We start from the raw sequence: 25,334 nt of genomic DNA, 5'->3' as shown, positions 1-25,334 counted from the left end.
TCAGACAGGCCGCGAATGTAGCCGGCCACAACGACACGATACACCGTCAAAACACGCCGGGAATCACGCGAAACCGCACCTTGCATCGATAAGCGCGATAGCTTTCGTCATCGGACTGCAGTTTCTCCTCGCGCAGAATGCGGCCGACCTGCCGGAGTGGTCCATGTCATTGGCGACTCGTTTCGACATGCGAATTATTATCTGAGCCGGCTACGCCAAGGGCTGCCGTGCTCCCAGTGTCGCGGCGCGGCACGGGTCCACTGTCCAGATCACGCCACGGACGTGCGGATTCGCTTCTGACGAGTCTGTCCCGCTCGACAGGATAGCTTCAATGCCCGGGCTTCAACTGTGGCGGCACGTTCGGCCGCGACGCGAACAGGCGGCCGAGCACGCCTTTGCGGCGCTCGGCGCTGGACGGCCACAGCATGTCCGCCAGCAGGCTGATGCCTTGCGCGAGCGTGCTGTCTCGGGCGGATGTCACCAGCGGCACACCGCGGCAGAGCGCTTCATTGGCCTGCTTTTCGTCGCGTGGGAGCTGATGCGCCACCTTCGCGCCGAGCGTCTGTTCGAGCTTCGACAGGTTGATCTGGGCGTTCTTGTCGTAATGATTCACTACCACCCGCACCTTGCTGGCCGGATAACCCAGTTCCCTGAAAATATCGAGCATGCGGCGCCCGCCGTGCAGGTAAAGCAGGTTCTGACGCACCACCATGCAGATCGCGTCGCTGCGATCGAGTGCATGGATCGTCAACGGATTCAGGCTCTGGCCGATGTCGATCAGCACCGCGTCATAGCGCTCGCGCGCCAGCGCAAGAATGCACTCCATCTGCGCGGGCAGCAATTCCGCGGCTTTGAGCGGATCGCCCGCACCCGCCAGCACATCGAGATTTGCGTGGACATGCATCACGCATGATTCGAGTAGCGCGGCGTCGAGGCGCTCCGCCTGGGAGCAAAGATCGGCAAGCGTGGTGGGCGGCGGTTTGTCGGCCATGAGCAGGCTGGCGTCGCCGAATTGCTGACTGAGGTCGATCAACAGCACACGCCGGTTGCTCAGCGCCGCGAGCGAATACGCGAGATTCACGGCGATCAGCGTGGTGCCGCTGCCGCCCTTGCTCGAGGCGAGCGAGACGACACGGCCGGCGCGGCGGCCGATGGCATTTTTCCGCGCGTCGGCCTGGATCAGAATGGTGGTGATCTCGTCGACGTCGAGCGGCCACGCCAGCGCATGCCGCACGCCCACACGCATCGCCGCGCCCAGCAAGGCGGTGGACGGCGCCGCCGTCATCAGCACGCAATGCAGGGCCGGCGTGCAGGCCAGCGCTTCCTCGACGCCGTCCAGATCGCGCGCGCTCAGATCGGCGTCGTCGACGATCAGCATATCGGCGCTTCGAATCGCACGGTCGTGCGCCCGCACTTGCCGGGCTGTGCCGTGAGCGGTGCGCAGCCGGTAAGCCACGCCGCTTGCCTCGAGGCGAGCGACGATTTCCGGCGCACGCTCCATGCTGGATGAAATCAGGAAGATGTCGATCATGTCGGCTCTCCGCCGGTTTGACGCCGTTCGGTTGGCGACGCCACCTCGATAGCGGTCGATGTTCCGGTTATTCGTCGGAATCGGACGGGTGAATGTCCGCACCGCGCTCGTAGTTTCGTTCCTGCGAGACCGGCATCTCATACACCGAGTCGCGCAACGCCTCGCGCTGGATCTCGGCTTGCGCCCGGCGCTTGATCGCCTCGGCGATCACCAGCGTCGTCAGATCGACCGGTGGCGTGGCGAACAGCGCACGCGGCGCGGCGACATGCCGTTGATAGGCGACCCCCGTTGAGTACACGGTGGTTTGACGAGCCGGCCGTACTGTGCCGGCCGGCTTGGTGAACTGTCTGGTCATGACAACCCCCACAAAGATTTGCTTTTTCTCACTGCCCTGTCCAGGTGAGCCGTGTCCGCAAATTCACGGACACGGCGCCCGGTCCACCTCGTAACCTGCGCCTCTCTACGGAGGCTCTGGCCTTTCCTCCCCGCTCCATCGCGCCCGGTTGGTCCTCGACCGCGCGCTACCCCGCCGCTTTTCTTTCGCTGTTTTCTTGTTGTTGTGCGTATCGTTCGCTCGCAAACTCCGTGAGCGCGGTACTTGTTGTTTTTGCCATCCCCTTCATCTCCGCCGAAACAGACGGAAAAAGTGGCGAGGTCAACCTTTACATCGTCCGGTCACGACGACCGGTACGTTGTACCGATCATTCGCGCCGTGCTTTTTATGACAGTTGTTTTTCAGTGGCCCCGCCGCCTCCTCGTAGAACGCATTGGCTTCCCCTCACCGCGCCTACGAAGTCTTATTTGCCGCCGGTCTCTTTTCACTCCGGCTTCCCGAAGTTCGGACCGGGCGGCAACAGCATTCGCTGTGAAGTGCTTATTGCAACGGCTATGCCATGTGCCCCCAAACCCTTATGCCACCGTGATCGTTGCTGCGGCGCACCCTGCTCGCGCACGGTTCGCATCACGCGTTGATTCGAATTCGACACGCACTTGTGCGTCCGCCGACGTGCCGCGGCAAGACGTACCAGGCCGTTTGCTCGCCAGGCAATCCGCACGTCCCGCGTGGGGCCGGGCGCTGCGTCACATCCCGGTCAAATATGCCGATGCTTCGGAACCCTACCTGGTAGTCGCAGCACCCTGCCCAATGTGTCGCAGGCGTGAGACGAGGTAAATCGCGAATTACAGTTCCGTTTCACATTTGCCGTAAAACGAATTGAGGCGCTATGTGGAATGCCGAGCATAGCGGGACTTGACCGTCCATTTTTGAACCGCAAGGACAATGGGGTGATGTGAAAAACGTTTCTGAATCCAGACTTGTTTGTATGGCGCTCCAAAGCGGTTTCGCTTATCGTTAAGCCCATGCGCCAAGAAGAGTGCTTGTATCAGGCCAACGAGGTTAAAAACGGTTTGAGTGATTCGGGGAAAAGATCGTGTGACGGTTACAACGGTGAACACCGTTCCCGCCATTCGTCCGATATGTAGCACCTCGCGGCTCGCGCCGCCCGCTCCATGCCCCCCGAGATTGCCGCTACCGTGAATCGTCACCGCCGGGCTGCGAGTCGCAGAACCCCAAAAGCGGTGGATCAATCCATGTCCGGGTCCGCACATGCGGACCGGCTGGCTCAGTTGGCCGGAAGCCGGCATCTTGCCGGTCTGTTGGGTACGTCGCAGAACAGTCCTGAGAGCTGCATCGAACCGGGGGTAACATGAATACGACTTGCACGCCTGTCGACACGGAACGCACCGTTCTATATGTGTCGAATTCGCCGGATCAGAAACTGGCCGCTTTTCTGGCGGCTTCTGGCTGGCAAGCGGTGCATGCCAAAAGCACGGCCGTCGCGGAGCGTATGCTCGAGCGCGGCAATATCAAGGTCGGCCTCGTGGAACTGCCAGGCGACTGCACATCCCAGCATCTGTCCGCGCTGGCGTCCTGTATGCGGCGCGTCGAAACCAACTGGGTCGCCCAGATCGCGCCGGGCCAGGCGGAAAACGAACTGGTCAGCCGCTTCATCCTCGACTATTGCTTCGACTTCGTCACACGGCCGTGGCTCAACGAGCGGCTCGTATTCGCGCTCGGCCACGCGCATGGGCTGTCGAGCCTGCGGCATGTGGAAGTCGCGCCGGAGCCCTCGCTCGGCCGGCACGGCATGGTCGGGCAATGCGAAGCCATGCAGCAGTTGTACCGGCGCATCGACAAATGCGGCGTGACCGACGCGCCGGTGTTCGTCGCCGGCGAATCCGGCACCGGTAAGGAACTGACCGCCAAGGCGATTCATGAACGCTCGCCGCGCGCCGGACGGCCCTTCGTCGCGATCAATTGCGCGGCGATTCCGCCGAGCCTCTTGCAAGCCGAATTGTTCGGCCACGAACGCGGCGCCTTTACCGGCGCGCTCCAACGCAAGATCGGCCGGATCGAGAGCGCCCATGAGGGGACCCTCTTCCTGGATGAAATCGGCGACATGCCGCATGAATGTCAGGCGGTGCTGTTGCGCTTCCTGCAGGAAGGCACAATCGAACGGCTGGGCGGTAGTGGCCCGATCAACGTCAATGCGCGGGTCATTTCGGCGACCCACGTCGATCTGGACAAGGCGGTCGAAGACGGGCGCTTCCGTTCCGACCTGTATCACCGTCTATGCGTGCTGCGCCTCGTCGAGCCACCGTTGCGCGAGCGCGGCGGCGACATCAAGCTGCTCGCCAACTATGCATTGAGCATGTACAAACAGGACGGCGCGCGCAAACTGCGCGGCCTGTCGAGCGACGCGATCGTCGCCATGTCGAACTATCCGTGGCCGGGCAACGTGCGCGAGCTGATCAATTGCGTGCGCCGCGCCGTGGTGATGAGCGAGGGCCGCTTTATCACGGCGAGCGATCTGGGCCTGCCGGAAGCCGACAATGGGCCGGCCGTGACGCTGGCGGAAATCCGCAGCAAGGCCGAGAAAGACGCGATCGAGCACGCTTTGCAGCGGCATGGCTACAAATTGTCCGAGGCGGCGGTCGAACTCGGCATTTCGCGGGCCACGCTGTATCGGTTGATGCACGCCAACCGGCTGCACCAGGAGCCGGCCGCCGGGCGTGCTTCGAACGGCGCCGGTGGCGCGGATGCCGACGGCGAGGCGGAGCGGCGGGCGCCTTCGCTGGTGTGAGCGGGTAGGCTCGGCGTGGCGATTGCCGTGTTAGCCGCGGCTTCCGCATCCCTCGCGCCTTTCGCCGACACGCCGGCATTGCTATGCTGAAGGCCGTTCATCCATCCGGGAGCGGACTTGGCCGACCAGCACGTACCAGCGCTCGAGCGCCGTTCCTCGTCCGTCCTGCCCGCTCAGGCGAGCCCGTGCGACGCGCTCGTCATTCGCGCGCAACATCCCAGCCTCGTCCATCCGTGCCGGCGTAAGAAACTCGCGCTGGCCGCGACCATCCTCGGCTCGAGCATGGCCTTCATCGACGGTTCCGTGGTCAACGTCGCCTTGCCGTCCATCCAGACCGAACTGGGCGCGAGCGTGGCGGCGATCCAGTGGGTCGTCGACGCCTATCTGCTGTTTCTCGGCGCGCTGGTGCTGGTGGGCGGGTCGCTCGGCGACAAACTGGGCCGGCGCACGGTGTTCATCGCCGGAATCGGGCTGTTCACGCTGGCCTCGATCGGCTGCGGCCTCGCGCCGGGCGCCGCCGCCCTGATCGCGGCGCGCGCCGTGCAAGGCGTGGGCGCGGCGTTGCTGGTGCCGAGCAGCCTCGCGATTATCGGCGCGGTATTCGACGACAAGGAGCGCGGCCAGGCGATCGGCACCTGGGCCGGCGTCGGCGCGATCACCTCGGCGCTCGGCCCGGTGGCGGGCGGCTGGCTCGTCGATGCATTTTCGTGGCGGGCCATCTTCTTCCTGAACGTGCCGATTGCGTGCGCGACCGTCGTGCTGGCGATCATGGCCGTCCCCGACAGCCGGCAGGACGACGACGGCAATCCGTCCACCTTCCCCGCCGGCCATGCGACAGCCGGACTCGACTGGCCGGGCGCTGTCACTGCCACCGCCGGACTCGCCGCCTTGACCTACGGCCTGACCCTCGCCTCGGCGCACGGCTTCGGCAACCGCTGGGTGCTGGCGTCGATCCTCGGCGGCCTGCTGGTGCTGACCGCTTTCGTCGCGCTCGAAGCGAGAACCCGCAATCCGATGATGCCGCTCGACGTGTTCCGCTCGCGCGACTTCGTCGGCGCCAATCTCGTCACGCTGCTGCTTTACTTCGGTTTGGGCGGCGCGCTGTTCTTCCTGCCGTTCACGCTGATCCGCGCTTATGGTTACAGCGCGACCCAGGCGGGCGCGGCGTTGCTGCCGGTGCCGGTGACCATCGGCCTGCTGTCGCGCTTCACCGGCGGACTGACAAGCCGCTACGGCGCGCGGGCCTTGCTGACCGCGGGACCGGTCGTCGCCGCGGCCGGCTTCGCGATGCTCGCGCTGCCGTGGGTACGCGGTGAGTATTGGCGCGGCTTCCTTCCGGCGCTGGCCGTGCTCGGGCTCGGCATGACGATTACCGTCGCGCCGCTGACGACGACGGTGATGACCTCGGTGTCCGCCGCTCGCACCGGCGTCGCCTCGGGCATCAATAACGCGGTGGCGCGGGTGGCGAGCTTGCTGGCGATCGCGGTGTTGGGGATCGTGTTCGTGTGGTCGCACGATGCGGCGCTCGATGCGCTGCATATGCCGCAGGCGGCGCGCGCGGCAGCGAGCCTGGCGCAAGTCGGCATGGATTCGGGCGCTGCGTCGCCGGCCGCTGGGGCCGGTGCGTCGGAAGGGAAAGTGGGCGGAGCGCCGGCAGATGTGACGACGGCGCAAGCCGAAGCCAACGCGGCCCAAACACATGTGGAAGCGCCACGAGCGCAAGCCGAGGTGGCGCGGGCACAGGCCGAAGCCTTAGGCGCGGCATTGCGGGCGGTGGCGCTGGTGTCGGCGTTCTGCGCGCTGGCCGGCGCGACGCTGGCGGCCTTCACAATCCGCTCGCAACGGCCGCTTTAAATGCGCGGTGGCTGATTCACGGCTCTCGCACGCTCACCATCCATAGTTCATACCACGCTGAAACATCGCCGGCCGGCGCTCGCCATACTGCAGTCATGGTGCTTCAGACCACGACCCTCAACCGACCGGGAGCTTGCACATGGCGATTACCTGCTTCATCCGCTATCAGATCGACCCTTTCCAGCGCGATGCCTTCGACGAATACGCCCGCAACTGGGGCCGCATTATTCCGCGCTGCGGCGGCCATCTGATCGGCTACTTCCTGCCGCACGAAGGGACCAACGACATCGCGTGGGGCCTGATCGCGTTCAACAGCCTCGCGGCCTATGAGACGTATCGCGCGAGACTGCGCGCCGATGCCGAGGCACGCGACAACTTCAAGTTGGCGCAGACGAAGCGCTTCATTCTGCGCGAGGAACGCACCTTCACCGAAGTCGTGGAAGGCACCTTGGGCGTGCCGCCGGTGCGCGCGTCAGCGGCGACGGAGTAATTGCGAGGGGGGTGCAATTGCGGCTGCCGCCGTGGAGGCAGAGGCACAGGCCAAGGGGAATTCCTGAGCGTCACAGCCGGTATGGGACAATCCGGTGCTGTCCGACAGGCAAGTTTTTTGCTGCCGCAAGATGCCGCTGCGCGGGGCTCGCCGGCTTTCCGGCGCCTCGCGCCACAGGCAGTTCAAGGAACTTGTACGGCCGAACCCGTGTCGGTTCATGGTCACGCCGCCGAACCGGTCCGTACGTATCGGCACAGCCGTCCGCATCTGTCCCCCGCTTTACACCCTATGCGCAAATTATTCCAAGTCTGGTTTTTCGTTCTTCTCGCCTTCATCACCGCGCCGGTTTTCGCCGCGACAGCGCCGGCCACGCCCGCGTCGTCGGCCTCCGGCGTCGGCGTCACGCTGACACCCGAGCAGGCCCGCCAGGCCCTCGCCGTCCTTAACGATCCCAAGCGCCGCGCGCAAGTCGCCGACACGCTGCAGGCCATCGCCGCCGCCGGCGCGCTCAGCGCGCCGCCCGCTTCCGCGCCCGCGGCCGCCTCGGCGCCCGCTGCGGCGAGCGGCGCCGCCGCCATCGTACCGGCGGCGTTCAAGTCCAACGGCCTCGCCTCGCAACTGGCCCGTCAGGGCGCGCATTGGGCCGTCCACCTCGGCACGTCGTTGCGCAGTTCGGTCGCCGCGCTGCTCGATGTCGCATCGGTCCGCGCCTGGTGGAACTGGCAATCGACCAACCCGCAAGCGCGCGCCGTGCTGGGCCACGTCGCGTGGTCGCTGCTGGCCGCGCTGATCCCCGCGCTCGTGCTCGAATGGCTCGCACGCCGCCTGCTGCGCCGCGCCTACAGGGCGCTGGCCGCGCGCCGCGAACTGGAAGACGACGCCGCGCAAGCCGACCTGCCCGTCGACGTCGCGCCCCAACCGGCCGACACGCCGCACGCCGCGCCGCCGTTGCCCATTGCGCCGCCCTCGCCGGTGAGTGCGGCGCAGGCACAAGCCGACGCCGTGCCGTCAGGCACATCCGCCGCCACGTCGGCCAAAGGCAAGGTCACCGAAGCCAAAGGCAAGCAGAAGGCCAAACATCACTGGACGCTGCTGCGGCGCCTGCCGCGCGCGCTCCTGACGATGGTGCTGCGACTGCTGCCGCTTGCGGTATTCGTCGGCGCGGCGAGCGCGCTGATGTCGATCTTCACCGACGACGGCACGCCGCAAGACCGCGCGCTCGATTCGCTGGTCGATATCTACGTGCTGTGCCGCGTGATCGTGATCGTCAGCGGTTTCTTCCTGCAACCGGCCGCGCCGCGCCTGCGTCTGTTGCGCATGAGCGATGCGTGGGCCGCCTTCGTGCAGCGCTGGTTGGTGCGGATCGTCAGCGTGGTGGGCGCGGGTTCCGCGGTCGCGGAGATCGCGCAGTCGCTCGGCCTGAACGACGCGGCGCATCTCGCCCTGATGAAAGTGGTCGCGCTCGCCGGCCACATCATGATCTCGATTCTGCTTTTGCAATGCGCGAAACCGGTCGGCGACTTGATCCGCAGGCGCGTTGCCGAGCGCAAATCGCTGGAGATCGCCGGCAATGTATTCGCCGAGGTCTGGGCGTGGGCCGCGGTGTTCGTCGTGATGGCGCTGTGGTTCGTCTGGGCGCTCGACGTGCAGAACGGCTACCACGCGCTGCTGCATCTCGGCGGCATTTCGCTGGCGGTGCTGGTGGGCGCGCGGGTCGTGTCGATCGTGGTGTTCGGCGCGCTGGCCCGGCTCTTCAATGTGCAGGAAGACGCGGCCAAATCGCTCGTGCATCAGCACGCGTACCGCTATTACCCGCTGCTGCGCCGCGTGGTGGCGTGGCTCATCGGCATCGTGACCGCGCTCGCGCTGTTGCAGGTGTGGGGCGTGCATGTGGTCGACCTGTTCCGTGCGGGCACGATCGGGCACCGGCTCGCGTCGGCGATCATCACGATCGGCGTGGCGGCTGTGATCGCGTTGCTGGTGTGGGAAGGCGTCAACGTATCGGTCGAACAGCGGCTGGACAGTTGGACCACCAGCGGCGACCTCGTGCGCGCCGCGCGCTTGCGCACCCTGCTGCCGATGCTGCGCAGCGCGCTCTTCTGTGCCATCGCGCTGGTGGTGGTGCTCACCGGTCTGAGTGAACTCGGCGTGAACATCGGGCCGCTGCTGGCGGGCGCAAGTATCTTCGGCGTGGCGCTCGGTTTTGGCTCGCAAAAACTGGTGCAGGATTTCATCACCGGCATTTTCCTGCTGATGGAAAACGCGATGCAGGTCGGCGACTGGGTCACGCTCGCGGGCGTGTCCGGCACCGTCGAATATCTGTCGATCCGCACCGTGCGCCTGCGCGGCGGCGACGGTTCGCTCTACACCGTGCCGTTCAGCTCGGTATCGACGGTGAACAACACCAACCGCGGCATCGGCAATGCGGCGGTGAAGGTCAACATCGTGTTCGGCGAGGATGTCGATCTCGCCATCAACACGCTGAAGGAAATCGGCGCGGCCTTGCGCGAGGACGACAAGTTCAAGGACGGCATTCTGTCGGACTTCAGCTTCTGGGGCGTCGATGCGCTGGACGGCTCCGCCATCACGCTGGCCGGCCAGATTCAGTGCCGCGACAGTGCGCGCTGGGGCGTGCAGCGCGAATTCAACCGGCGCATTCTCGACCAGTTCCGCGAGCGCGGCATCGAGATCGCGAACCCGCAGCGCAATCTGCTGACGTGGGACCCTGAAAGCGCGGCGGCCAGAATCGAAGCGGATGACACGCACAAAGACGCACCTGACGCACTGAACGAGGCGCCGCCCGCCGATGCGCCTCCGCCCGCCGCGGCCCAGCAAACCGACGCCCCGGTGGAAGACCAGTTGCCCGTCGACCCTAAGCCGGCCGGCGGCCCAGGAACGCCAGCAAATCCTGGTTCAACCTCTCCGCATGAGTGAAGTAAAAGCCGTGACCCGCACCTTCGTAGACACGCAGTGACGCGCCGGGCATCAGCGCCGCGGTGGGCCGCCCGGTCAGTTCGAGCGGCGCCGACGCGTCACGGTCGCCATGCAGGATCAGCGACGGCACCTCGATCTTCGCCAGTTCCGCGCGGAAATCGGTGATGGTCTGCACGCGGGCCAGTTCGAGCATCGCCTGATGCGAGGTTTGCAGCATCATGCGGATCGTCCAGTCGAGCGGCGCGCGCGACACGCCCGGTCCGAAGTACGGCGCCGCATTCGCCTCGATCCAGTCGGGAAAGGAGCGGCTCAGCGCGAGGCGGCCCTGCTCGAATAAAGCGGCGTCGATGCCGTTGGGGTTGTCCTCGGTTTTCAGCAGATACGGCGTGGCCGCGGGCGCGACGAACGCGACCCGGGCGACGCGCGCCGCACCGTAACGCGTCAGATAACGCACCGCTTCGCCGCTCGCGATCGAATGCGCGACCAGTGTGACGCCGCTTAGGTCGAGCGCGCTCAGGACGCTTTCCAGATCGCCGGCGAGCGTGTCGAAGTCGTAGCCGCGGCCCGGATCGCTCGAACGGCCGTGCCCGCGCCGGTCGTAGGCGATGCAGCGGCAATCGAGGCGCGACAGCGGTTCCATCTGATACGCCCACATGTCGGAGTTCAGCGTCCAGCCTGACAGGAATACCAGCGGCGTGCCCTGTCCCCACTCGCGGTAGAAAAGGCGTGTATTGTCGGCGGTGCGGATGGTGTTCGGTTCGTCGGCGAGATACGGTGCGGTCGCGTTCATGGAAGTCTCCTTTGTCGACCAGAGTTGGCGCTTTAGCGCCTACTCTGGTCCCATGCAAAGCGGTCGACCAGAGTTGGCGCTTTGGCGCTTATGCCGACCCGGAGTTAGTGCTTCAGCATTTACTCCGGTCCCACGCAGCGCGCCCTGGTCTCATGCAACATGGTTGCGGCCTCAAGCGGGAATCGTGATGCCGTGACGCCACTGTGCCGGGCGGCGGTACGCGGGTCGATTACCTGGGAGGTAAAGAGGCGCGCGCTATTGCACGTCCCACCAGCGCGGCAGCAGACGCCGTACTTCAGGCCGCCGGTAGCGGTCGTCGATCAGATGCACCACGCCCTGGTCCTGCTCCGTGCGGATCACGCGTCCGGCCGCCTGCACCACCTTCTGCAAACCGGGATACAGGTACATGTAGTCGTAGCCGTTGCCGAACTTCGTTTCCATCGTGCGACGCATCTGTTCGTTGATCTCGTTCATCTGCGGCAAACCGAGCGTGGCGATAAACGCGCCGATCAGTTGCTGGCCGACCAGATCGACGCCTTCCGAAAATGCGCCGCCCAACACCGCGAAGCCCACGCCCTGATTCATGGTCCGGAAGCGCGCGAGAAAAGCATCGCGCGCCGCTTCGTCCATGCCGGGTTCCTGCGCCCAGACCGGCAAGTCCGGATGCCGCTCGCGCATCAGCGCGACCACGCGCTGCAAATACTCGAAGCTGCTCAGAAAGCCCAGATAATTGCCCGGCTGCGCCGCGTATTGCTTCGCGATCAGATCGACGATCGGCACGAGCGAACGCTCGCGGTCGCGCCATCGCGTCGATACGTTGCCGGCCACGCGCACTTGCAACTGCTCGGCGCGAAACGGCCCTTCCACGTCGAGCCATCGGGTTTGTTCAGGCAGACCCAGCGTGTCGCGATAGAAATGATGCGGGTTGAGCGTGCCGGAGAACATCACCGTGGTGCGCGCGGCCGCGTAGCGCGGCGCGAGAAACGGTGCGGGAATCACGTTGCGCACGCAGAGCGTGGCATTCGTTTTGTTGCGTGGCGCGTAACGGTCCGTGGTCAGCGTGAGGTCGAAGATCGAATGCTCGCCGAACTGCTCGGCCAGCGCGACGAAATGCATCGCGTCGAAGAAAAAGCGCAGCGACGCTTCGTCGATGGAAAGCGGTGCTTCCGCCAGTTGATCGGTGACGGCGCCGATCAGATTTTGCGCGGCCGAGAGCAGTTTGCCGGGGACGTCGGCATAGACCTGATACGTCGCGGTCTGCGCGCGCTTGACGGCGTTCCACTCGCGTTGCAGCCGTTCAAGCGGCTTGCGCAAGGTGGCCGGCGCCGTCTTGCGCGCGAGCCGGAACGCCGCCTGATCGAGCGACGCCGTGTACATGCGCCGCGCGCGGTCGAGCAGATTGTGCGCCTCGTCCACCAGCACGCCCACGCGCCACTGGTTGATCTGCGTGAGCGCATACAGCATCGCGCTGCTGTCGTAGTAGTAGTTGTAGTCGCCGACCACCACGTCGGCCCAGCGCGTGAGTTCCTGCGCCAGATAGTACGGACAGACGTCGTTGGCGAGCGCCGCTTCGCGCACCGCCGCGCGATCGAGGCGCGGACCCGCCAGCGCCGCGCTGCGGGCCGCGTCGAGCCGGTCGTAGAAGCCGCGCGCAAGTGGACAGGATTCGCCGTTGCAGGCCTTGTCGGGATGCTCGCAGGCTTTGTCGCGCGCGACCAGTTCGAGGGTTCTCAAGGGCAGGCGCGTGGCGCCTTGGTGGAGCGTTTCGATCGCGTCCAACGCCAGCGCGCGGCCCGGCGTCTTGGCGGTCAGAAAGAACACCCGGTCGATCTGGTCTGACGCGCACGCCTTGAGCAACGGGAAAATCGTCGCGAGTGTCTTGCCGATGCCGGTCGGCGCCTGCGCCATCAAAGGCTTGCCGTCGCGCGCCGAGCGATACACCGACACCGCCAGCTCGCGCTGTCCGCTGCGAAACTGCCCATGCGGAAACTGCAGCGCGCCGAGCGCCGTGTTGCGCGCGGCCCGATGCGCTTCTTCCTGCACGGCCCAATCGAGAAACCGCTCGCATTGCTCGACGAAGAAAACCTCCAGGTCGCGCGCGGTATGCGTTTGCGTCAACAGCACCTCTTTCTGGGTGCCGATATCGAAGTACACCAGCGCTACTGTCAACTCCGTGAGCTCGCGCGTCCGGCACAGCAGATGACCGTAGACAAGCGCCTGCGCCCAATGCAGCGTGCGGTGATTGGCCGGCATCCGTTCGAGATCGCCACGATGCGTCTTCACCTCTTCCAGTCGATTCGCGCTCGGGTCGTAACCGTCGGCGCGGCCGCGCACGGTGAGGCGGCGATGCGTGCCCGTCAGCGTGATTTCGGTTTCGTAGCCGCTTGCGCGCCGGCCGGCGACCGTCACGTGGCCCGCCATGCCTTCGAGCGAGGTCGGCGCCGGCGTGAACCGCAGATCCAGATCGCCGCGCCTCGCGGTGAACTCGCACATCGCCCGCACGGCGACCACGTAGGTCATGCGGTGGTCTCGGTGGTGGGTGCGGTGGTGGCGACCTCGGTAGCAACTTCAGCCGCGCCACCTTCCGCGACTGCGGCTTCATCGGCCCAGCGCACATCAAGCACGCGCACCGGCATGCCGTGCTGCGCGCAGTACGCGAGCCAGCGAATCTGGTTGTCCTGCAAGCGGTCGCCGGGGCCTTTCACTTCGATCAACTCATAGCGGCGCTCGGTCGGCCAGAAGCGGATCAGGTCTGGCAAGCCGGACCGGTTACCGCGAATATCGTGCAGCAAACGCTCGAACCACAATTTCAGATGCGCGGCCGGCAAACAGTCGAGCGCCAGCGCGACGAGTTCCGGCGTGAGCATCCCCCAGAACACGAACGGCGATTGCAGCCCAGCCTTGCCATGCAGATGCCGCAAAATCGTCTCGCGATAAACGCCGCTATCGAGTTGTTCAAGACACGCGGCGAACTGCTCCGCGCGGCGCGCATGAAAATCCGGCGCGTGCAGATCGGCCGGACCACGCTGGAACGGATGAAAAAACGCCCCTGGCAACGCCGCGAAGACCGGCTCCCAGCACAACAGCCCGAACAGCGAGTTGATCAGCGCGTTCTCGACGTAATGCACCGGTGCGGTCTCGCACGTCAAATGATCGCGGGCGACATATTCGACCGGCATCGGCGCCTCGGGCCGCGGCAGCACCAGCGTGCTGCGCTCGACCGGGCGAGCCGCCGGCACACGCGCGATCGCCTCGCCACGCTTGCGCTGCAAACGCGGCAGCATGCGCGCGAGGCGTTGCGCCTCTTCTTCGCTTTCCGGCGCGGCGGCGACTTGCGAGGCCAGCGCGAAGGCATCGTCGAAACGCTCGCTGCGTTCGAGCACGCGCATGCGCCGATGACGCGCGCCGGGCCACGCACAACGCTCATAAACGGCGAGCGCGGCCGCCCAGTTCTGCCGGCGCTCGCACAGGTAGCCGATGCGGAACAACAGTTTCGCGCGCCGCGTTTCAAGCCAGGGGTTGGCAGTTTCGATGGCGGCGACCGAAGTAACGAGCTCGTCGATCGCCGCTGCTTCCGTCTCGCCGCTGGGCAGCCATTCGAGCGCCTCGCGGCACGCATGCAAGGCGAGATAAACGTCGACGTCCGCACGCTGCTGGAACGCACGCGACGAAGGCGCGAACGCCACTTTCTCGTACTGGAACACCCCGAGGTCGGCGAGCACGAACTCCGACCACTCCTGCTGCAAATTGCCGAAGAACATCAAACGCAGACGTTCGCAAAGCGGCGCGATCGCCACGTGAAGGACGCGGTCTTCAGTTCGACCGTGCCATGCCGAAAGCGGGCGCGCCGTGGCGCCTTTCTCCTCACTCTCGCTCGCATGGAACGGGCGCAGTGTTTCCATCAGGTCCGGCTTGCGCAGGCTTCTCGCGCCCGGAATCAACGCGATGGCGTCCGCGAACATCTCCATCAACTCGGCACGCGTGGTGAGCGCGAACAGTTCGTCGAGCGTAAGAGCCGGTTCGGTGTCGACCCAGCCGAGCGCCGCGATCGGCGCGGCCGCCTGCAACGGGCAACCGATCTCGTCGTAAGACAGGCGGCTCGCGCGGAACAGCGTGCCTTTGCGCATCAGCATGCGCACCAGCAGCGCGCGCGAAGACTGCGGCAACGCGGCGAACTCGCGCAGAAACGCGTGTTCGTGAGCGTCGAACACGTCGTCGTAACGCTGCGCGAGCCACGCCAGAGCGCGCTCGAAGTTCAGCAGATAGTAGAGAGCGTAGGGAGAGACAGGTGTTGCCACGGCACTTTCACGAAACCTGTATGTTTATACAGTGATGATAGCAAAATCCGTGGCGAGCCCGGCCACATTGCCTTAAGGCAACGTCATGGCGCGGCTTGAACGTACTGCCATTCGAATCCGTCCGCCCCCCGCCTCACCCGCCCCGCCGATGTCTGCGGGAAATGCGCGGTGAAGAGCGTCGCATCGCGATCGGCCGCGTAGTTGAGCAACCCGTGCCGTGAGCTTCGCGCCGACGCCGCATCGAGGCAGAACGTCGAGTTCCATTCCGGCCGGTAGACCTGGATGGGGTTATGCATCACGTCGCCGCTGAAGATCGCCTCCTCGCCGCGCGAACGGATCGAAATCGACATATGCCCGGCGCTGTGCCCCAGCGTGGGATGAAACACGATACCTTCGCGCCACGTGCCGCCCTCGGCGGGAATCAGCAGATTGGCAGGCTTATCGAACGGGATGCCGCATTGTGCCATTCGATCATGCCGCGGCTACTGCATTTTCATTGCGCCGCCAGCCACACCACCGTCAATGAACGCACGCCTTGTGCGCCGCGAATCAGCACACCCTCGATATCCGCCGTCGCCGAAGGTCCGGTGACGAGCGCCGCATATCGGGCGTCGCGGAAATCATCGCGCCGGTATACGTCCTGCAAGCCGTCGATCAATTGCGCCGGATCGAGCAGCACGACCAGATGCTGCACGATGTAGCCCAGCGCGTTGACCACGTACTCGCGCTCGCTGAACCACACCGAGCCGGTTTCGGCGACGCCGAAGCGTGCCCGCACCACGCCGACGTCGATGTCCTGTAGCGATGCGGGCTCCGTATCGGCGGTGAGCGCTCGCGTGCCCGGCACTTCCGCGGTCGCCGAAGCCACCGATGTCTCCGCGCCGAAGCGCTCGCGAATCAGCCCGCTCACATCGGCCGCGAATGAGGCTTCGACGCAAGTGCCGCCCATCGCCTGCAAAGCCGCCGTGAAGCGCGCGCGCAGATCACCGCCCGGCGCGTCGAACAGCGGCACCTCGGGCCGTGGCCGCGCCGGCGGCTGTGCCTGCCGCACCTTTTCCAGAAAAGCCTCACGCGTTGCCATTGTCGCCTCCACGATTCTTCTTGTACCAGGCGTGGAAGGTCAGCTTTGGCGCCTCCGGCAACTCACGTTGCTTGCCCCAGATATTGAGCGGGTTATACAGCACGAAATTCGGCAGCCGCCGCAGCGCGCTGCCCATCGACGACACCGTCGCGCGATACAAGGTCGGACTCGCCAGCAATCGCCCCGCCATTTTCAGCACTTCCTGCTTCACGAACGGCACTTCGTGACGCTCGGCGATCACCGTGCGCCACTTGTAGATCTGCTCGTGGATATTGATCTTCACCGGACACACGTTGGTGCAGCTGCCATTGAGCGTCGACGCGAACGGCAGCGCGCTATAGCGCTTCAGATCGAAGGTCGGATTGATGATCGCGCCGATCGGTCCCGAGTACGTGCCGCCATACGACAGCCCGCCGCTGCGCCGGTACACGGGACACGTATTCATGCAGGCGCCGCAGCGAATGCATTTGAGCGAGTACCAGAAGTCCTCCATCGCAAGCCGCTCCGAGCGGCCATGATCGACGAGGATGAAATGCATCTCCGTGCCTGGACGCGGCGCGCGGAAATGCGAGGTGTACTGCGTGATCGGCGAGCCGAGCGCGCTGCGCGACAGCATGCGAATGAACACGCCGAGGTCGGATACTTTTGGAATCAGCTTCTCGATTCCGATCGACGCGATATGCAAAGGCGGCACGTTCGCCGACAGATCCGCATTGCCTTCGTTCGTACACACCACCACCGTGCCGGTCTCCGCCACCGCGAAATTACAGCCGGTCATGCCCGCCGTTTTCTCGCGCACGAAATACGGCCGCGTGTTCATCCGCTGGCTTTCCGCGAGGTAATGGATGTCACTATTCTTCGGATCGGTGCCAATGGTGCGGCCGAACAGTTCAGCAACGTCGGCGCGCAGTTTATGCACCGCGGGCACCACCATGTGACTCGGGTCCTGATGATCGAGTTGCTGGATGCGTTCGCCCAGATCCGTTTCCATCACCGTGATGCCACGCGGTTCGAGATACTCGCGCATCTTGCATTCGTCGGTGAGCATCGACTTGCTTTTGACGAGCGTGGTCATGCCGCGCTCCGACATGATCTGGTGCACGAGCGCGTTGTGCTCTTCGGCGGTGGCGGCCCAATGGACCGTCACGCCGTTGGCCTCGGCCGCCGCCGCGAATTGTTCGAGATACTGCGAAAGGTTCGACAGCGTGTGTTCCTTGATACCCGACGCGAGTTCGCGCATCGTCTCCCACTCCGCGATGCCGTGCGCCTGCACGTCGCGCTTCTCACGCAAATCCCACAGACGCTTGTCGTGAAACGCCACGTGCTCCGTCTTGCTGATGAAAGCGCCCGCGGCTTTCGCGTGATCGATCCGGTTGCTCATGCGCGTGCTCCGTTGAGGACCTGCGCGATATGGATGAAACGCGCGTCGGCCTTCATGCGTTCCGCGCAGCCTTGCTGATGCATGAGGCACGACATGTCGCCCGAGACGATGTACTCGGCGCCCGCGTTCAGATGATCGCGCACCTTGTCCTGTCCCATGCGCACCGACACCGGCTCTTCGGTGACGGAGAACGTGCCGCCAAAGCCGCAGCATTCGTCGGGCCGCGCCGGCTTGACGAACTCGATGCCCTTCACGCCTTCGAGCAAGGTACGCGGCTTCGAAAACGGCGTGCCCGCCACTTCCGAAATCGATGCTTCCTTCAGATGCCGCAATGCGCTGCAACTGTTATGCAAGCCCACCCGATGCGGAAACTCGGCCCACGGAAATTCACGCGCGCCGACGACGTCGTGCAGAAACTCGACGAGTTCGTACGCGTTCGCGCGGACCTTCCTCACTTCGTCGGTTTGCTCGAGCGCGGTCAGATGCTCGCGCACGTGATGAATGCAACTCGCCGACGGCCCGACGATGTAGTCGTAGCCCGCGAAGTTGCGCGCGAACACGCGCTCGGTGCCGGCCGCCTCGGCATGCGCGCCGCTGTTGGCCATCGGCTGGCCGCAGCAGGTTTGCTCCTGCGGATAGTCGACCTCGATGCCGAAGCGTTCGAGCAATTCGAGCGTGGCGATCCCCACTTCGGGATAGAACGCGTCGATGAAGCACGGGATGAACAGGGCGACTTTCATAAGCTCATTGAAAAGAAAAGGCACCAGCCGTCGATTCACCTACTCTACTGCGGAATCGCGCTCATGAACCAGTGCGTTGCCGCGCAGCGGAATGCACGGCCATTGAATGATTGGCACAGATTCCGGCACCTCAGTCAGACTGGTAAGGTTGGTCTGACCAAGAATATAAGGGAAGTTCCGAGAGGGTGTCAATCGTGGGATCGCGACGGATTAGAAGCGATCGGGATCGATAACGCCACGCAGTGCGCGCAAGCGTCCGCGGCGATGAACCAGAACTGCAGGGGATTTAAAGCGAAGAATTGAAACCGCAACCATGTGGGCGCCAGGTTAGCGCCCAGACAGCATTCACGCTCTCAAGCGATCAAGAAACCACACTCGACGAAGGCTTCGCCGCGTCTTCCTTGTACATCTCGCGCACGAAATTCAAATGACGCTCGGCGGCCTTGCGCGCCTTTTGCGCGTCGCGCGCCATGACGGCGTCGTAGATGGCCTGATGCTGGCTCATCAACTGCTTTTCCATCGCGTCGTCGTAATCGATCAGCCGATGGTACTGGCGCATGCCTTCGCGAATCAGCGTATGGATACCATGCATCACATGCGCGAGCGCGATGTTGTGCGTGGAGTCGGCGATCGCGAGGTGAAACGCGGCGTCCAGTTCCGCGAGGTTCACGCGATCCTGCGACTGCGAGCCCGCCTTCAATGCCTCGAACGCCACGCTGATCTTTTTCAGATCGGCGGCCGTGGCGCGCTCCGCGGCATACACCGTCGAAATCGATTCGAGCCCCTGGCGCAACTCCAGAATATCGGCACTGGTGCGCGGATTCTGCAGCAACAGTTCGGCGAGCGGTTTGGAGATGATGGGCGCCGTGACATCGACCACGGTGAAACCGCCCCGCCCCGAGGTCTCGATGTAGCCGTCCGCTTCCAGCCTGATCAGCGCCTCCCGCAACGACGGGCGCGACACGCCGAACTGCGTTGCCAGATCGCGTTCGGCCGGCAAGCGGTCGCCGGGCATAAGCGTGCCGTCCGAGATCAGTTGCTTGATCTGGTCGGACACCACGTCGGACAGCCGTTTGCGCGTGAAGGACTGGATCGGGAGAAATGGCATGGGCAGCGGTGAGTGAAGCCGGTTGAGCGAGCGGTTTTCAGGCGGTGGATCAACGTCCAGGCACGGTGCGTTGCAACGTTGCAGTCATGCTGCGACGTTGCAGCGAATTATACCGTTCAACGGGACACGCCGAATCCGCTTGTCAGGCAAGCTCCGACCGCGCTGCGAATGCTTCGGAACCCGCTAGCGCGCCCCCGCCGCATAGAAACTCGCAAGATCGCGCTTGAGCGTATGTAACGCCGCGTCGTCGAGATAGATCATGTGACCGGTCGGATAGTAGGCGATTCGCACATTGGCGCGCAGCGGGCCATCCACGCCAAGATGCGCGAGCGCATATTCGGTCGCATAGAACGGCGTGGCCAGATCGAAATAGCCGTTCACCGACATCACGCGCAACTGCGGATTCTGTCGCATCGCTTCGGCCAGATCGCCCGCCGCGTACGGCACGGGCAGATGTTCGCCCCACCATTCGCGATGCTTCCAGTCCCACTGCGTCAACGCTTCGTCGTTGAAGACGCGGTAGCCGTCGGTCGGCGTGAAGTGCAGATCCTCAGCAAAATGCTGGTGCAGCGCCGCGTCGAAAGCACTCGAGACGCTACTCACCGAGGCGTCGTAATCGGGACGTTCGGACACGCTGTCGAAGTCGATCCCTTCGAAACGCGCATCGTAACGGCCGACACTGCGCGCCTGATCGCGCAGCAATTCACTGCGATAACGCGACGGATAGAGACGCAGGCGGCTGCGCTTCACATAGGCGACATCGAGACCGGTGAACTGCGCGACGCGCGCGGCGATCGCGTCGCGCTCGGCGTCGGGCAGCGCATCGCCTTGCGCGAGGGCTTGCGCATAAGGCCCGCGTGCAAATGCACGGGCTTCGTCGAGAAAGGCCGGCAGACTGGCCGGCTTCGGCATGATCTTGTCGTGATACCAGGCGATCGCCGCGAAGCTCGGCAGATAGCTTTCGCTTTTGAAATCCGAGCCCGCCGAGAACGCGGCGGAATCGAGCACCGACGACATCAGGATCACGCCGTTGAGCGCGATATTGTTTTGCCCCAACTGATACGCGAGCATCGCGGCGCGTGCGGTGCCATACGATTCGCCGAGCAGATACTTCGGCGAATTCCAGCGCTGGTTCACCGTCAGATAACGGTCGATGAACTGCGAAAACGCACCGAGATCCTTATCGACGCCCCAGAAGTCTTTACCCGTGCCATGACCGACGACCCTCGACAAACCCGCGCCGACGGCGTCGATGAATACCAGGTCGGTGGTATCGAGCAGGCTGTCGGGATTGTCGGCGAGCGTGTACGGCGCGGGCGGCGTGATGGCCGGACTCGCGGTACGCACCCGCTTCGGCCCGAACGAGCCGATCATCAGAAAGACGCTGCCGGCGCCCGGACCTCCATTGAAGAGAAACGTGACCGGCCGCGTCTGCAGCGTTTTACTGGCGACGGTGTAGGCGACGTAAAACACGCTCGCGTTGGCCTGCCCTGTCTTATCGCGCAACAGCAGGTTGCCGGCGGTGGCCGAGTAGTCGATCTTGCGGCCGTCGAGCCGGATCGAATGCTGCGTGACCGACGAGGTTTCCGGCGGCACGGGGATCGCCGCCGGCTCCGGTTTCGCGTTGCGCTGCGCCGCGCTGCCCGACGCTTCGTTCTGCGCCGTTGCGGCCGGGCGAGGCTGGCGAGGCGTGCGCGGCGAGGCCGCGTGTGGCTCGTCGAGCGGTTGGCCGTTCGTCTCCGCGCGTTGCTCGGGCTCGCCGCTCACGACGCGTGGCGCGTCCGGCGCCGACGCCTCGACTTCCGCGCTTGCTGCGGCTTCCGGCGAATCGTCCGGTTCAGCTGCCGCGCACATCGTGCTGAACATGGCGAGCGCGAGAAGCACGAGCGCCATCGCCACGAGAGCGGCCGCCATCGATCCTGCCATCAGCGATTGGCGCAACCAGAAGGTGAAGCGAAGGCCCATGAGTTTCCCGACCGAGAGTCGATAGGCGCCGATGTCCGGAAGGTCCAAGCTTAAGACGAACTCGGCGCTCGATTTTTGACGCAAGCATTTGCGGCGTCAATCGAAAACTGGCGAGGACGCGCATTCCTCCCACGACGCATCGCTGCGTGATGCGAATCGAAAAGCAAACGAAACCTTGGCGAAAGGCTCAACGCGCCGGCAATGCGCCGACGAATGCCGCGATCCGCTCGCAGGCATCGATGAGGCGCGCTTCGTCGACGACGAAACCCAGCCGTACGAAACCATTCGCCGTCTCGCCGAAAGCGCTCGCGTCGAGCAGCGACACGCCCTGCGCGCGAAACAGCTGCCAGGTGAAATCGACCGTATCGAGGCCCGTGCCGCTCACATCGACCATCATGAACATGCCCGCCTCGGGCAACAGGCACCGCAATCCCGGCACACGATGCAGACGCTCGAACACCACATCGCGCCGGCGCCGGTAGATCTCACGCATCTCGGCGGCGATCCGCGCCTTGTGCTGCAACGCCGTCAACGCGGCTTGCTGGATGAAGCCGGGTAAGCCGTACAACATCGCAAGCGCGAGCCGCCCCATATGCTCGATCAGTTCCGTGGGACCGATCGCCCAGCCCACGCGCCAACCCGCCATGGCATGCGATTTCGACAAACTGCCGAGCGTCACGGTGCGCTCCGCCATGCCGGGCAGCGAGGCAATGCTCACGTGCTCGCGTTCAAACGTCAGCTCGGCGTAGACCTCGTCGGACAGCACCCATAGATCGTGCCGGCACGCGAGTCGCGCGATACGTTCGAGATCGGCGCGTTGCATGACCACGCCGGTCGGATTGCACGGCGTCGCGAAGAAAATGGCTTTGGTGCGCGACGTGACGGCCGCCTCGAGCGCGTCGCAGTCGACGTGAAACGCCCGCGCCGGATCGACCGGCACCGTCACGAGCGTGGCGCCCGCCGCGCGCACGCAGGCTTCATAGGTCAGATACATGGGCTCGGGGACGATCACTTCATCGCCTGCTTCCAGCAGACACAGCGATGTGGCGAACACGCCGTTCTGCGCCCCCGCCGTCAGGATCACGTTGGCGGCGCTCGCGGCACAGCCCGTCATGCGCGTATGTTCCGCGGCAATCGCCGCGCGCACCGGCTCGCGGCCCGACACGGCGCTGTAGTGCGTATCGCCGCCGCGCAAGGCCTCGATGGCACGCTCGACGATCGGCGCGGGCGTGGCGAAATCGGGGTCGCCCACGCTCAGCACGATCACGTCTTCACCTCTCGCCTCGGCCTGCTGCGCGACACGATGGATTTCCCACGCGGAGGTGCGCCGGCCCTGCAAGCGTTCGACCAGATTCGAGTACTTCATTGACCCCACCCCGTTTCCCATGGACCCGCCAATGTAAAGGGGCGAGCGCGAAACGTCCAGATACGAAAAAGCGCCACGCGGGCGGACAGCCTCGCGTGGCGCTTGAGCGCTGCCCCGTTGCGGCGGGGCGCGGCGCGTTTAAAGCTGGCGGCGCAACTCCGCCGGCGGCACCTTCATCAGATGCCGGTATTTCGCCACGGTGCGGCGCGCCACCAGTACGCCCTGATCGGCGAGCATCCTGGCGAGCGTCACGTCCGAGAGCGGATCGCGCGTGTTTTCCGCCGCGATCATTTCCTTGAGCAGCGCGCGCACGGCCGCAGCCGAACATGTGCCGCCGCTTTCCGTGCCCAGTTCGCGCGGGAAGAAGTGCTTGAATTCGAAAATACCGCGCGGCGTGGCCATATATTTGTTGCCGGTGGCGCGCGAGATGGTGGATTCGTGCAGGCCGAGTTCGTCGGCGACATCGCGCAGCACCATCGGCTTAAGGGCGATTTCGCCGTACTGGAAGAAGGCTTTCTGATGCGCGACGATGCATTCGGCCACGCGCTGAATCGTGTCGAAGCGTTGCTGCGCGTTGCGGATCAGCCAGCGTGCTTCCTGCAGTTGCTGCGCGAGCGGCGAGCGGCTCGCGCCGGCCGACTGCGCGAACAGTTCCGCATACATGCGATGGATGCGCGCACGCGGTTGCACGGCCGGGTTGATCGCCACCACCCATTTGTTGCGGACCTGACGCACGATCACATCCGGCACCACGTAGTTGTCTTCGGTGCGGCCGTAGCTGTTGCCCGGCTTCGGGTCGAGCTTGCGCACCAGCGCGCAGGCCACCCGCAGTTCTTCCGCGCTGCAGCCGATCTGCTTTTGCAGTTCAGCCTGCTCACGGCGGGCGAGCCGTTCCAGATGATGTTCGACGATTTGCCGCGCCGCCTCGCGCCCCGGCGTGCCGGCGGGCAAGGCATTCACCTGCAGCGACAGGCATTCGGACAACGAACGCGCGCCCAGACCCGGCCGATCGAGCGATTGCACGAGACGCAGCGCCACCAGCAATTCTTCTTCGGTCAATTCGGGTTCGAGATCGACGCTGTCCGCGAGATCGGAGAGTTCCTGACGCAGATAGCCGTCGTCGTCGAGCGCCTCGATGATGAAGCGGGCCACCGCGCGGTCACGATCGTCGAGTCGATAGAGGCGCAACGAATCATGCAGTTGCTCGCGCAAGGTCGGCTGCGAGCGCGCCCATTCGGCGGGGTCGCTGCTGTCCGAGTCGCCGTTCTGGCGGGTCGAACTGCGGCTGCTGTAGTCGCCGGAGAAGTCGCCCGGCATGTCGTCCTGGCCCGCGCCTTCGAGCGTGTCGTTCGCGCCGGATTCAGTTGGCAGCGAATCCGGTTCGGCTGCCGCGACCGTGTCGGTGGCGGGCAGCGCGCCGCCGTCTTCGCCAGAGGTTGCGGTTGCCAGCGCAACGTCTTCCGTCTCCGACGAGTCGTACTCGAGGAACGGATTGGTGTCGAGCGCCGTGCGCAACTCCTGCTGGAACTCCAGAGACGACAACTGCAACAGACGCACCGATTGCTGCAGACGCGGCGTGAGTGCGAGAGACTGCCTTGTGCGTAGTTCAATTGAAGGCATTGTAGTGAGGTCCCGTTGATAGCCGAAAAATGGTCAGTAGCCCGTCTGGAGCAACTGTCGTACCACCTCGCGCAACGCCCTGTTTTTTCTAGACTTTGTATTTTCAGGCCCGCCAATTGCGCAGGCCGCCGGGCGCCCTTTTTACAAGTACCCGGCAAATTCCGGTCCCTCCCGCCTTGCGCCGTCGAGCTTGGTGCCAACGCTCGGCGGTGCCTCATTCCTCAGCCTAAATACATGTGCCGTAACAGCTTTCCTGCAATGGCAGTCTCTTGACGCCGGAGCGGGCACATCGCTTGCGTCCATACACTATGTGGACGGACGCCGGTCTTGCACGCAACACGAAAGCGAAGCGCATGCACAGACCGCCATCCGGTGTCGATAACGGGCCCTGACGGAACCGTAGCGGCAACGATCCCACGCGTGTCATCGGCGGTTCCGGCCGCGATCGACCGCAGGCAACAAGACCGCAATTTTCATCAACACCCGAAGGAGAAACCATGAAGACCATCCAACTTTTGAAGACCGCAGGTAGCATCGCTGTTGTCGCTTTCGCACTGAACGCGACGAACGCCATGGCGCAGAGCAGCGCTCCGTCGGCGGCGTCGGAAACCATCGGCCAGCACGTCGACGACGGCACGATCACCACCAAGGCCAAGGCCGACCTGCTGGCTGCCAAGAACGTCAAGTCGACGCATATCCACGTGAAGACCCGCAAGGGCGTGGTGTGGCTCACGGGTACGGTGCCTTCGGCGGACGACAAGGCAGCAGCGGGCGAAGTCGTCGAGGCAGTGAAGGGTGTATCGAGCGTCAAGAACCATCTGAAGATCGCCGCCGAATAAGAGCGGCCGGTCGCCCCGGGAAGCGCCGGCTTCGGTTGGCGCTTCCCGGCGCTCCTGGTTCAGAAAACAGAAAAGCCATCCGCACCGCGGATGGCTTTTTTTATGTGCGACTGGCTTCCGGATTGAAGCCCGTTGCGCTTGCGTAGAAACAAACAAGAACAACAATCGGCGCCCTATCGAGCGCCGATTGCTCA

At 64.6% G+C, this 25,334-nt stretch carries 18 protein-coding genes and 1 pseudogene; 5 read left to right on the top strand and 14 right to left on the bottom strand.

The genetic code is table 11. The features are described from left to right. Positions 1 to 46: 46 nt before the first annotated feature. The 3 genes and pseudogenes from PQR42_RS01885 to PQR42_RS01875 form a co-directional block, all read right to left on the bottom strand. Positions 47 to 151, bottom strand: a pseudogene (locus PQR42_RS01885) (isoprenylcysteine carboxyl methyltransferase); the annotation flags it as partial. A 177-nt stretch (positions 152 to 328) separates the two neighbouring features. After that, positions 329 to 1,531, bottom strand: a complete 1,203-nt coding sequence (locus tag PQR42_RS01880; RefSeq protein ID WP_408384682.1) for a CpaE/TadZ family protein — start codon at positions 1,529 to 1,531, stop codon at positions 329 to 331. A 67-nt stretch (positions 1,532 to 1,598) separates the two neighbouring features. Continuing rightward, on the bottom strand, positions 1,599 to 1,886 hold the full coding sequence (locus tag PQR42_RS01875) for a hypothetical protein (protein ID WP_408217845.1): 288 nt from the start codon (positions 1,884 to 1,886) through the stop codon (positions 1,599 to 1,601). 1,351 nt (positions 1,887 to 3,237) lie between these two features. Here PQR42_RS01875 and PQR42_RS01870 point away from each other — a divergent pair. The 4 genes from PQR42_RS01870 (at position 3,238) to PQR42_RS01855 (ending at position 9,952) form a co-directional block, all read left to right on the top strand. Beyond that, positions 3,238 to 4,674 carry a sigma 54-interacting transcriptional regulator gene (locus PQR42_RS01870; protein WP_408217842.1) on the top strand — a complete coding sequence of 479 codons (1,437 nt, stop codon included), beginning with the start codon at positions 3,238 to 3,240 and terminating at the stop codon, positions 4,672 to 4,674. Positions 4,675 to 4,791: 117 nt separating this feature from the next. Next, a complete protein-coding gene (locus PQR42_RS01865; RefSeq protein ID WP_408384684.1) occupies positions 4,792 to 6,528 on the top strand; it encodes an MFS transporter in 1,737 nt (578 codons plus the stop codon). A 139-nt stretch (positions 6,529 to 6,667) separates the two neighbouring features. Further along, positions 6,668 to 7,018 (top strand): NIPSNAP family protein, encoded by a 351-nt coding sequence (locus PQR42_RS01860; RefSeq protein ID WP_408384686.1) that lies wholly within the window; start codon positions 6,668 to 6,670, stop codon positions 7,016 to 7,018. A 288-nt stretch (positions 7,019 to 7,306) separates the two neighbouring features. Next, positions 7,307 to 9,952 carry a mechanosensitive ion channel family protein gene (locus PQR42_RS01855; protein ID WP_408384688.1) on the top strand — a complete coding sequence of 882 codons (2,646 nt, stop codon included), beginning with the start codon at positions 7,307 to 7,309 and terminating at the stop codon, positions 9,950 to 9,952. On the opposite strand, the gene PQR42_RS01850 is transcribed toward PQR42_RS01855, so the two are convergent. The 11 genes from PQR42_RS01850 to PQR42_RS01800 form a co-directional block, all read right to left on the bottom strand. Next, entirely contained in the window at positions 9,891 to 10,742 is an 852-nt protein-coding gene (locus tag PQR42_RS01850) for an alpha/beta fold hydrolase (protein ID WP_408384690.1), read from the bottom strand. The two genes, PQR42_RS01855 and PQR42_RS01850, sit on opposite strands and share 62 nt — an antisense overlap. Positions 10,743 to 10,997: 255 nt before the next feature. Continuing rightward, entirely contained in the window at positions 10,998 to 13,262 is a 2,265-nt protein-coding gene (locus tag PQR42_RS01845; protein WP_408384693.1) for an ATP-dependent DNA helicase, read from the bottom strand. Beyond that, a complete protein-coding gene (locus tag PQR42_RS01840; protein ID WP_408384695.1) occupies positions 13,259 to 15,040 on the bottom strand; it encodes a VRR-NUC domain-containing protein in 1,782 nt (593 codons plus the stop codon). Before PQR42_RS01840 ends, PQR42_RS01845 begins: the two co-directional genes overlap by 4 nt. Positions 15,041 to 15,123: 83 nt before the next feature. Then, positions 15,124 to 15,507: an MBL fold metallo-hydrolase gene (locus tag PQR42_RS01835; RefSeq protein WP_408384697.1), complete on the bottom strand. Its 384-nt coding sequence runs from the start codon at positions 15,505 to 15,507 to the stop codon at positions 15,124 to 15,126. A gap of 26 nt (positions 15,508 to 15,533) precedes the next feature. Then, positions 15,534 to 16,121, bottom strand: coding sequence for a LutC/YkgG family protein (locus tag PQR42_RS01830; RefSeq protein ID WP_408217819.1), 588 nt, complete (start codon positions 16,119 to 16,121; stop codon positions 15,534 to 15,536). Then, entirely contained in the window at positions 16,108 to 17,502 is a 1,395-nt protein-coding gene (locus PQR42_RS01825; RefSeq protein WP_408217816.1) for a lactate utilization protein B, read from the bottom strand. The genes PQR42_RS01830 and PQR42_RS01825 overlap by 14 nt, the downstream gene beginning before the upstream one ends. Further along, entirely contained in the window at positions 17,499 to 18,242 is a 744-nt protein-coding gene (locus tag PQR42_RS01820) for a (Fe-S)-binding protein (protein ID WP_408217813.1), read from the bottom strand. The genes PQR42_RS01825 and PQR42_RS01820 overlap by 4 nt, the downstream gene beginning before the upstream one ends. A gap of 361 nt (positions 18,243 to 18,603) precedes the next feature. Beyond that, entirely contained in the window at positions 18,604 to 19,350 is a 747-nt protein-coding gene (locus tag PQR42_RS01815) for a FadR/GntR family transcriptional regulator (protein ID WP_408384699.1), read from the bottom strand. A 183-nt stretch (positions 19,351 to 19,533) separates the two neighbouring features. Then, positions 19,534 to 21,315 (bottom strand): S10 family peptidase, encoded by a 1,782-nt coding sequence (locus PQR42_RS01810; RefSeq protein WP_408384701.1) that lies wholly within the window; start codon positions 21,313 to 21,315, stop codon positions 19,534 to 19,536. 187 nt (positions 21,316 to 21,502) lie between these two features. Next, entirely contained in the window at positions 21,503 to 22,681 is a 1,179-nt protein-coding gene (locus PQR42_RS01805; RefSeq protein ID WP_408384703.1) for a pyridoxal phosphate-dependent aminotransferase, read from the bottom strand. Positions 22,682 to 22,819: 138 nt separating this feature from the next. After that, entirely contained in the window at positions 22,820 to 24,301 is a 1,482-nt protein-coding gene (locus PQR42_RS01800; RefSeq protein ID WP_408384705.1) for an RNA polymerase factor sigma-54, read from the bottom strand. Between the two features lie 497 nt (positions 24,302 to 24,798). Between PQR42_RS01800 and PQR42_RS01795 the strand changes: the two genes are divergently transcribed. Beyond that, positions 24,799 to 25,140 carry a BON domain-containing protein gene (locus tag PQR42_RS01795; protein WP_408217798.1) on the top strand — a complete coding sequence of 114 codons (342 nt, stop codon included), beginning with the start codon at positions 24,799 to 24,801 and terminating at the stop codon, positions 25,138 to 25,140. Positions 25,141 to 25,334: the final 194 nt, after the last annotated feature.

The sequence above is a fragment of the Paraburkholderia sediminicola genome (assembly GCF_046027355.1).
GTDB lineage: Bacteria > Pseudomonadota > Gammaproteobacteria > Burkholderiales > Burkholderiaceae > Paraburkholderia > Paraburkholderia sediminicola_B.
This window is presented reverse-complemented; position numbering and strand designations above follow the sequence as displayed.

Coding starts and splice junctions, on each gene's coding strand:
- PQR42_RS01880 (WP_408384682.1), bottom strand. CDS start 1,531: ATGATCGACATCTTCCTGATTTCATCCAGCATGGAGCGTGCGCCGGAA.
- PQR42_RS01875 (WP_408217845.1), bottom strand. CDS start 1,886: ATGACCAGACAGTTCACCAAGCCGGCCGGCACAGTACGGCCGGCTCGT.
- PQR42_RS01870 (WP_408217842.1), top strand. CDS start 3,238: ATGAATACGACTTGCACGCCTGTCGACACGGAACGCACCGTTCTATAT.
- PQR42_RS01860 (WP_408384686.1), top strand. CDS start 6,668: ATGGCGATTACCTGCTTCATCCGCTATCAGATCGACCCTTTCCAGCGC.
- PQR42_RS01855 (WP_408384688.1), top strand. CDS start 7,307: ATGCGCAAATTATTCCAAGTCTGGTTTTTCGTTCTTCTCGCCTTCATC.
- PQR42_RS01850 (WP_408384690.1), bottom strand. CDS start 10,742: ATGAACGCGACCGCACCGTATCTCGCCGACGAACCGAACACCATCCGC.
- PQR42_RS01845 (WP_408384693.1), bottom strand. CDS start 13,262: ATGACCTACGTGGTCGCCGTGCGGGCGATGTGCGAGTTCACCGCGAGG.
- PQR42_RS01835 (WP_408384697.1), bottom strand. CDS start 15,507: ATGGCACAATGCGGCATCCCGTTCGATAAGCCTGCCAATCTGCTGATT.
- PQR42_RS01830 (WP_408217819.1), bottom strand. CDS start 16,121: ATGGCAACGCGTGAGGCTTTTCTGGAAAAGGTGCGGCAGGCACAGCCG.
- PQR42_RS01825 (WP_408217816.1), bottom strand. CDS start 17,502: ATGAGCAACCGGATCGATCACGCGAAAGCCGCGGGCGCTTTCATCAGC.
- PQR42_RS01820 (WP_408217813.1), bottom strand. CDS start 18,242: ATGAAAGTCGCCCTGTTCATCCCGTGCTTCATCGACGCGTTCTATCCC.
- PQR42_RS01815 (WP_408384699.1), bottom strand. CDS start 19,350: ATGCCATTTCTCCCGATCCAGTCCTTCACGCGCAAACGGCTGTCCGAC.
- PQR42_RS01810 (WP_408384701.1), bottom strand. CDS start 21,315: ATGGGCCTTCGCTTCACCTTCTGGTTGCGCCAATCGCTGATGGCAGGA.
- PQR42_RS01805 (WP_408384703.1), bottom strand. CDS start 22,681: ATGAAGTACTCGAATCTGGTCGAACGCTTGCAGGGCCGGCGCACCTCC.
- PQR42_RS01800 (WP_408384705.1), bottom strand. CDS start 24,301: ATGCCTTCAATTGAACTACGCACAAGGCAGTCTCTCGCACTCACGCCG.
- PQR42_RS01795 (WP_408217798.1), top strand. CDS start 24,799: ATGAAGACCATCCAACTTTTGAAGACCGCAGGTAGCATCGCTGTTGTC.